The 8,030-nt window shown below is 42.8% G+C and carries 11 protein-coding genes, 2 tRNA genes, 1 rRNA gene and 1 pseudogene; 1 reads left to right on the forward strand and 14 read right to left on the reverse strand.

Annotation, left to right across the window (positions count from 1 at the left end):
- From BLS20_RS13360 to tsaE, 13 genes are all read right to left on the reverse strand, one after another.
- Positions 1–126 (reverse strand): 16S ribosomal RNA (locus BLS20_RS13360); the annotation flags it as partial.
- 399 nt (positions 127–525) lie between these two features.
- Entirely contained in the window at positions 526–684 is a 159-nt protein-coding gene (locus BLS20_RS13590; protein WP_176762428.1) for a hypothetical protein, read from the reverse strand.
- 156 nt (positions 685–840) lie between these two features.
- On the reverse strand, positions 841–1,233 hold the full coding sequence (locus BLS20_RS13365) for a pyridoxamine 5'-phosphate oxidase family protein (protein ID WP_090174842.1): 393 nt from the start codon (positions 1,231–1,233) through the stop codon (positions 841–843).
- A gap of 54 nt (positions 1,234–1,287) precedes the next feature.
- Entirely contained in the window at positions 1,288–1,704 is a 417-nt protein-coding gene (locus BLS20_RS13370; RefSeq protein WP_090174843.1) for a flavodoxin family protein, read from the reverse strand.
- 29 nt (positions 1,705–1,733) lie between these two features.
- Positions 1,734–2,183: a MarR family winged helix-turn-helix transcriptional regulator gene (locus tag BLS20_RS13375; RefSeq protein ID WP_090174844.1), complete on the reverse strand. Its 450-nt coding sequence runs from the start codon at positions 2,181–2,183 to the stop codon at positions 1,734–1,736.
- Between the two features lie 202 nt (positions 2,184–2,385).
- Positions 2,386–2,475, reverse strand: a tRNA-Ser gene (locus tag BLS20_RS13380).
- A 65-nt stretch (positions 2,476–2,540) separates the two neighbouring features.
- A tRNA-Ser gene (locus BLS20_RS13385) sits at positions 2,541–2,626 on the reverse strand.
- A gap of 90 nt (positions 2,627–2,716) precedes the next feature.
- The gene (tsaD, locus tag BLS20_RS13390) at positions 2,717–3,742 is read right to left on the reverse strand and encodes a tRNA (adenosine(37)-N6)-threonylcarbamoyltransferase complex transferase subunit TsaD (protein ID WP_090174845.1); all 1,026 of its coding nucleotides are present in this window, start codon (positions 3,740–3,742) and stop codon (positions 2,717–2,719) included.
- Positions 3,743–3,763: 21 nt separating this feature from the next.
- On the reverse strand, positions 3,764–4,351 hold the full coding sequence (locus BLS20_RS13395; protein WP_090174846.1) for a DUF6715 family protein: 588 nt from the start codon (positions 4,349–4,351) through the stop codon (positions 3,764–3,766).
- Between the two features lie 37 nt (positions 4,352–4,388).
- Entirely contained in the window at positions 4,389–5,303 is a 915-nt protein-coding gene (locus BLS20_RS13400; protein ID WP_090174847.1) for a ribonuclease Z, read from the reverse strand.
- Positions 5,297–5,743: a ribosomal protein S18-alanine N-acetyltransferase gene (gene rimI / locus BLS20_RS13405; protein ID WP_090174848.1), complete on the reverse strand. Its 447-nt coding sequence runs from the start codon at positions 5,741–5,743 to the stop codon at positions 5,297–5,299. The genes BLS20_RS13400 and rimI overlap by 7 nt, the downstream gene beginning before the upstream one ends.
- Complete coding sequence (tsaB, locus tag BLS20_RS13410; RefSeq protein WP_090174849.1) at positions 5,740–6,450, reverse strand: tRNA (adenosine(37)-N6)-threonylcarbamoyltransferase complex dimerization subunit type 1 TsaB; 711 nt, start codon at positions 6,448–6,450, stop codon at positions 5,740–5,742. The genes rimI and tsaB overlap by 4 nt, the downstream gene beginning before the upstream one ends.
- Complete coding sequence (gene tsaE, locus BLS20_RS13415; protein ID WP_090174850.1) at positions 6,447–6,881, reverse strand: tRNA (adenosine(37)-N6)-threonylcarbamoyltransferase complex ATPase subunit type 1 TsaE; 435 nt, start codon at positions 6,879–6,881, stop codon at positions 6,447–6,449. Before tsaE ends, tsaB begins: the two co-directional genes overlap by 4 nt.
- Before the next feature lie 112 nt (positions 6,882–6,993).
- Here tsaE and BLS20_RS13420 point away from each other — a divergent pair, with 112 nt between their 5' ends.
- Positions 6,994–7,647 carry an HAD family hydrolase gene (locus BLS20_RS13420; protein ID WP_090174851.1) on the forward strand — a complete coding sequence of 218 codons (654 nt, stop codon included), beginning with the start codon at positions 6,994–6,996 and terminating at the stop codon, positions 7,645–7,647.
- Between the two features lie 121 nt (positions 7,648–7,768).
- Here the strand turns inward: BLS20_RS13420 and BLS20_RS13425 are convergent.
- Positions 7,769–8,030: pseudogene (locus BLS20_RS13425) on the reverse strand (group II intron reverse transcriptase/maturase); the annotation flags it as partial.

Raw genomic sequence — 8,030 nt, forward strand, 5'->3', positions numbered from 1 at the left:
ACCCGTCCGCCACTCAGTCACTTAATCGTCACTCCGAAGAGATCGTAATAAAGTGCTTCGTTCGACTTGCATGTGTTAAGCACGCCGCCAGCGTTCATCCTGAGCCAGGATCAAACTCTCATGTTTAATCTTTTGATAATTGCTTCAGAATTACTTCTTGGCTTTTTATCCTTGTGCATCCCTTTTAGTCAGATGCTTTACTGTTTTTAGGTGTTAATCTAATCGATTAACTGTTCTTTTAAGAACGTTTCTCTTAGAATTTTTCAAGGTTATTTCACTGTTCAGTTATCAAGGTTCGTGTCGGTTTTTGTTTTTATCTCTCGCCGACAGCTTGTTTATACTACCACCACGTATATAGCTTTGTCAACACCTTTTTTTGATTTATTTTATTTTTTTTTCAAATTATCAAAATGCACTGTAAATCACCCAAATTTTTATTGCTTTTCTTGGTCATCATTTAGCTTTTTTTACAAAAAAATCCGCTAAAGCAAAAGTGCCTTAGCGGATTGTTTAACCAATTCGTTATTATTGATTGCTACTTACATTAGATGCATCTATATCATCCAGGCCTGTTGTCTCTATCGTCTGTTTTGCAGTCGAAAAGAACTGAAGATTCTCATCCAACCAGGACTCTATATTGTCCCCCTGATTTGCAATAGATGAAGACAGTTGTTCAATCGCCATTTGCTCAAATAATTTCCTCAATTACCTCATCAATAACAGGTGCCTCATCTGTAGGTTCTAATCTCCTAACCACAGTTCCGTCTCTGTCTATAAGAACATTCTTAAAATATTCTGATTTTAGGTACCCTCTGCATTCCTTAGTTCGTATTGCATAGTTTAGAACTTCACGATTTCCGACTCTTTCGTGAATGAACTGAATGCAGCCGTGGCATTTTTGAAATAAAACACCTCGGTATTGCCATCATCAGCGGAATACATATTCTGAAGAGATGGGTACGCATCAAGCATAGACTGCTTTGCCTCCCTGCGGTCATCCTCCACAAGTTCTCCTGTCACTCGAAGCCACCTACCATCTTTAAACGCACATACCTCAACTTTCGGATTGGCGTGAATCTGCTTCGATACATCCTTTGACTTTCCGGTCTGGATGTAAAGCCTACCTTCGAAGATATGTGCCGTTCCGAACGGTCGTACCCTCGGCTGCTCTCCTTCAACTGTTGCAAGGTAATATGTCCCTGCTTCCTTAAGAAACTGTACTACTCTTTCCATGTTAACCTCCTTTTTTATCCGGGAAGAAGCCCTGTGCAAAATCAGGCATCTCCCTTAACCTTCACTAACAATAGCTTTAGCAAAATCCGCAGCAGCCTTCAAATCTGCCGCATTCGGTCTCCCCTTATGGATACCCTTGAATTCTCCTTTGCAGTGAAACTCACGTTTATCCATAGAAATGCCAATCTTGTCAGCCTCGGCTTTTACCTTCTTATATGTTGAATTCAGCATGGCAGCTGATCCAAAATTGACGATTCTGCCCACCTTATTTCTATCCAGTTTCCGGATAAACTCACGCACCTCAGGGTCAATGTTGAATGCGTAATAAGAGTTACCCAAAAAGAGAACATCTACAGGTTCATCTATCGGGGAACTCAAAGCAAGTGCCTCTGTTCCGACTGCTTTAGCAACTGCCTCCGCCAGACGCTTTGTGTTTCCTGTCTTTGTATAATACCTCACTGCTACCTTCATTTTGGACCTCCTTAGATTATATTCCATAGTTATTTACTACCTTTTCCACGTTCTTCATCGAGCATCTTATACAGGATCTGATATAAAGCCACCCCTTCCTCTGGTGCCAAGTGAAATTCCTGTGCTATGGTCTCAGGAACACACAATGCTTCATCCTGTAGCTTCTCTCCGGTCTCGGTCAAGGTAATCATCAGATTGCGCTCATCGTCTGCATCTTTTGCTTTCACAATATAGCCCTTAGCCTCAAGTTTTTTCAGAAGTGGCGTAAGTGTATTTGACTTCAAAAAAAGAGCTTCACACAGGAATTTCTCGTTGACCTGCTTTTCTTCCCATAAAACCATCATAACGATGTACTGGGTGTACGTCAGATCGAGCCTGTCAAGCAAGGGCTTATACTTTCTGGTTATCATGTTTGAGACAGCATAAAGAGGAAAACATAACTGGTTCCTAAGTCTCAAAACGGCATATTTATCATCCATCGATTTCTCCTTCAATCATATCGCACGCGATCTATTTCGGATTATATCGCGTGCGATATATCATGTCAAGTGTTTTTGAAAATTCGCTCTTTTACCTACAAAAACAAAAATCAAAGTACCCAGGGGTACCCAAAAATTCAAGAAAACAAAAAAAAATCGCCGTACTCACCGAAAATCCGATGTGTACAGCGATAAATTGTAACGGAGAAGGAGGGATTTGAACCCTCGCGCCGCTATTAACGACCTACTCCCTTTCCAGGGGAGCCCCTTCGGCCAGCTTGGGTACTTCTCCATCTTGCCTAAAAAAAAATAACCAACTTGATGGCTATCTTGAAACAGTCCTTCTTACAAAGGAAACGCAGAGGGTGGGATTCGAACCCACGTGGGCGTGAACCCAAACGGTTTTCAAGACCGCCTCGTTATGACCACTTCGATACCTCTGCATTCAATTGTTTGCTTTTTCCAAAGCAAGAATAATTCTATCATCAAACATGGTACATGTCAACACAAAATGTAATGATTTTTCAACTTTTTTAACGCTCGCCAAGTTTTAGATTTGGGACCGCATTTAAGTCCGTGTGACTACGGGTTCCGGCAAGGAATTCATAGTATCCCGCAGCTCCAATCATGGCCGCATTATCCGTGCACAAAATCGGAGAAGGATGATAAAATGCCACTCCCTTTTCCTCACAGGCTTTGCGCATTGCTTCTCGCAATGTTGCATTTGATGCCACACCTCCGGCAATGGCAAACTTATCTAAATGATACTCTTCCATAGCATGGATTGCTCTTTGCGTAAGAACATCCACAACTGCCTGCTGAAAGGAAGCCGCAATATCTGCTTCCTTATAAGATTGGTTTTTCATTTTACATCCATTGATGTAATTTAATACCGACGATTTCATGCCACTAAAAGAAAAATCATAGACATTGTCTGATACTTTTCCACGTGGGAAGTCAATCGCCATAGGATTCCCCTCTTTGGCCTTTTGTTCGATCTTAGGTCCACCAGGATAACCAAGTCCAATCGCACGTGCCACTTTGTCAAATGCTTCTCCTGCCGCATCATCCCTGGTGCGTCCAAGGATTTCATAAACTCCATAATCCACTACGCGAACCAGGTGCGTATGTCCGCCGGATACCACCAAACACAAAAATGGCGGCTCAAGATCTTTATTTTCAATATAATTGGCACTGATATGCCCTTCGATGTGATGCACTCCTACCAGCGGGATATTCTTTGCAAAACTGATTGCCTTTGCCTGCGCTACCCCTACCAAAAGAGCGCCCACAAGTCCCGGCCCATATGTAACCGCAATGGCATCCATGTCATCTAGTGTCATCTGTGCTTCCTCTAAAGCTGCTCGAATCACCTGATTTATTTTTTCTATATGTTTACGTGAAGCAATCTCCGGCACAACGCCCCCATATAAGGTATGAAGGGCAATCTGTGAGGAGATTACATTAGAGCGAACATCCCTGCCATTCACTACAACGGCTGCTGCTGTCTCATCGCAGGAACTTTCAATCGCCAAAATCTTTATTTCTTTTTCTTCCATAATACGTTGTCACTTTCCCAATCAGTCTTCTGTTGTTGTATTCACATTTGACAAATCAAATGCAATAATGCGCCATTTCTTATCTTCATCCTGTCGCAAAGCATATTGCTGCTTCGTGTTCTCAAAAGAAGAGCCTTCTTTCATAAAATAGGTATCATAAACAATCGCAATATCATCACCCTGCACCGTCTTATATTCCACGTCCAGACTGCTGCAGACGGTAACATTGATAATGGATCGCTTCATCTCCTGATTTTGCTCAATGTCTGCGTTTACAGAATCTGCAAATGTCGCAATCGGATTAATTTCCTGCAATTGCGGGTCCAACAAGGCCCACTGCACCTGTGACAAATTCGTAATATCCTCCTTCGAACATTCTCCGGAGTAATAGCACGAAACAATTCGGTCATAAAACTTTATGACCTCACGCGGAGATGGCGGATAATCATTTTCCAAATCCGTCGTCAAAATATCCTCAATCTCCGTCAATTCTTCAGTTGTCTCTTCTGCGGCTTTGGTGGTATTCCTGTGAGACAAGTAATAATAATATCCCACAATGAGTCCTGCCATGATGATTGCAACAATCACCATTCTGATTGCTTTTTTCAACTACCGTGTCCTCCTGCTCCCAAAAAGAAACAAATGCTTACTCTTCTTCTGCAAAAGAAAGTTCTATACTTTTGCCATCTTTTCCTAAATGACTATCTGCAAATATCCCTCTCACTTCATCCATATAGCTTTCAGCTCGGACAAGTGATGGACTAAAATGTGTCAACCACAGCTGCTTTGGCTTAGCTTGCGCTGCCAGACCGGCTGCCTCATAAAACGTCATATGCTTGTACTGACGGGCCTTTGCCAGCTTTTCCTTTTCGGCATACATACCTTCACAGACAAACAGATCGGCCTTATATGCCTGCTTTGCAATTATTTCAAGCGGACGCGAATCGGTGCAATACGTTACCTTGATTCCTCGTCTTGGCGCACCCATAACCATATCCGGTGTATAGACCTTCCCGTCCATCTCTACCGTCTCACCTTTTTGCAGACGATTCCAGCATCTCTGCGGTATCTCATGTTTGTTTGCATTCTCCACCGAAAACTTTCCGGCTCTCAAAATATCTATCGTATAGCCATAACATACTACATTATGTTTGACCTTAAATGCTGTGATGCGATAACCTTGGCTTTCTACAACTTCTACTTCTTCTTTCAATTCGTGATACTGAATTGCAAATGGAAGCTCCGGCGCAATAATCCGCAATGCTTCCACAACCTTACAAAGCCCCTTAGGACCTACCAACAATAGCGGTTTGGTTCGATCCGCATTTCCCATGGAAAGAAGAAGTCCCGGAAGTCCACTGATATGATCCGCATGATAGTGTGTAAAGCAAATTGTGTCAATCGAGTGTACACTCCATCCCTTTTTTTTAATGGCAACTTGTGTGCCTTCTCCGCAGTCAATCAAAAGATTGCTGCCATTATATCTTGTCATGAGTGCTGTCAAATGACGATGAGGAAGCGGCATCATACCCGCTGTTCCTAATAAGCATACGTCTAGCATTCTTTTACTCCTACTTCAAATTTCATTATTACCGCATCTTCTTTGGGCTCATCATAATAATTCTTACGTGTTCCAACCTCTTCAAATCCGATGCGTTTGTACATTGCCCTTGCCGGTTCATTGCTATCGCGTACCTCAAGATAATAGTGGTGAACACCTCGCGTCTTTCCCTGAACAACCAATTGCATTACCAGATTCGCTCCATACCCTTTACGTCTTTGCATCGGCGCAACTGCCACTTTCGTAATGTCCGCCTCATCTGCTGCTGCATAAAGCAGCGCATAGCCCACTACTGTCATACCTTCTGCTGCCACCAAAAACAAGGTATCCTCCATATCCATCGCCGCCTGAAAGCTTTGCTTTGTCCAATTATCCTTAAAGATTGCATTTTCCAACATTACAATCTGGTCAAGGTCCTTCAGTGTTGCCTTACGGATCATTCCTTTTTTCCTTCCTTTGCAAGGCGTTCACGCTCTGCCTGAGATAATCTCAGATACTCCGGCGCAAACTCATCAGAACTTACAATCTGTCCTGCTTTAGCTTTTACAAGTCCAAGTGCTGCCACCGATCCTGCTCTTTGTTTATTCATATGTGCCGGTGCAAATGAATACGGCACTCTCAGATGTTCTTCTATATAGCTTTGGAATACCGCAACGCCATCTCCAAGAAAACATACAGCCTCGTCGCGGCGATTAAGATTCTCTACCACTTTTTCTATTCCGACAGCCGTTTGTTCTTGCAAAATCACCATTTCATTTCCATCAAAGCGATATAGTCCGGTATAAGTCTGGTTTCGTCTTGCATCCATAATCGGACAGACATAATCTCGATGTCCAATCAGATTATAGGCAAGTGCGTCCACTGTCGGCACTGCCACAAGCGGCTTTTCAAGTGCAAGTCCAAGCCCCTTTGCCGTAGCCGATCCGATCCTAAGTCCGGTAAACGATCCCGGTCCTGCCGCAACCGCAATGGCATCCACACTTTCCAAATCAAGTTCTGTCATTTTCTTTATTTCTTCTAACATCGGCAGCAAGGTCTGCGAATGTGTCTTTTTATAATTCACGGTATATTCCGCAAGCAAGTTGTCATCTTCTACGAGTGCAACGCTTGCAACAAGTCCTGAGCTATCAATCCCAAGCACTTTCATGAACCAGTTACCTCCTCTATCAGAATCCGTCTGTAATCGAATCCTTTCTCAAGGTCCTTTTCAATTGTAATCTGTGTATATGTCTCCGGGAGAATCTCTTCTATCAGATTAGCCCATTCAATAATTGTCAAGCCATCTCCATAGAAATATTCTTCATATCCAATCTCTTCCATCTCTTCGACGTCCCCAATTCGGTAGACGTCAAAATGATAAAATGGTATTCTTCCTTCTTCATATACCTGTACAATGGTAAATGTAGGCGAGGACACTGCTTCTTCAATTCCTAATCCTTTTGCAATTCCTTGTGTGAAGACCGTCTTTCCTACTCCAAGGTCTCCGATTAATGTATATACACTTCCCGGCTGTGCCTTAGATCCAATCTTCTCACCAAGGGCAAATGTCTCCTCTGGGGTATATGTTTCTATCACCATATGTGTTCCCACCTTTTTCTTTCCTTCAATATATTGTACCACACACGAAACCTATGTTACAATTTTTTAGGCATAAATAAAAGATGTATTTTAGAATAAAAGGAAAACTTATATGAGACCATTACCCAAACTCGCCATCTTTGATATGGATGGTTTGATTTTCGACACTGAAGAGATGTTTTTTGAGCAACTGCGTCTTGTCATGAAGACTTACGGCTACCACATGACGCGCGAGCGATATATCGAAACGCTTGGTCTTGCCCGCGAGGCGGCACGCGTTAAAATGACCGGATTTTTTGGCACCGATTATCCCTTTGACGAGATCAGTGCTAAGGCTCGAAAATCCCTTAACGAAATCGCCGCGGTCCAAGGTCTTCGTGTCAAAAAAGGAATTACGCAGCTTCTTCACTTCTTTAAAACCAAAGACATTCCTTGCTGCGTGGCCTCTTCTTCTCCTTCCGATGTTGTTGCGTTATATTTAAAAAGCGGCCTCATCTACGAATATTTTACACATATAATAGGAGGCGAAATGATCTCCCATTCCAAACCCGACCCTGAAATCTTTCTTGCATCATGCTCTGCATTTCAGGTCGCACCTTCCGATGCTATTGTATTAGAAGATTCCGAAAACGGAGGACGAGCTGCCATTGCTGCCGGGATTCCTCTCATCCTGATTCCAGACATGAAAATACCGCAACAAGAAGTCCTGTCAAAAGCCTTTCTTGTTGCGGCTGATGCCTTAGAAGTAATTACATTTTTCAGCTGATTTTACGCTAATATCAAGAGTATAACCAAATTATAAGCACCATGAATCAAATCGAGTAGGAGGGAGTGACTAGCTCCCGTCCTCTCATAACACCGTACGTACCGTTCGGTATACGGCGTTTTCAATAGTTGACGTGCACAGACTGATAGGCTGTGGCTAAATCATAGAAGCCACTGTTTATCAGTCTATCTTTTGTCATCGCCATGTTGACTGCGACTGTATGTGTGGTAAACCAATATCCACGCCGACTGTTGCCAGCCATATGTGCCAAGTCCTTAGGCACACCCATCTTAATCAGATTTCGCACCTTTGTCTTGGGCTTCTTCCATTGTTTCCATATACACATACGTATTCTGTGATAGAGCCATCCATTGATTTCGTCT

It is taken from the genome of Eubacterium oxidoreducens (genome assembly GCF_900104415.1).
Taxonomy (GTDB): domain Bacteria; phylum Bacillota; class Clostridia; order Lachnospirales; family Lachnospiraceae; genus Eubacterium_C; species Eubacterium_C oxidoreducens.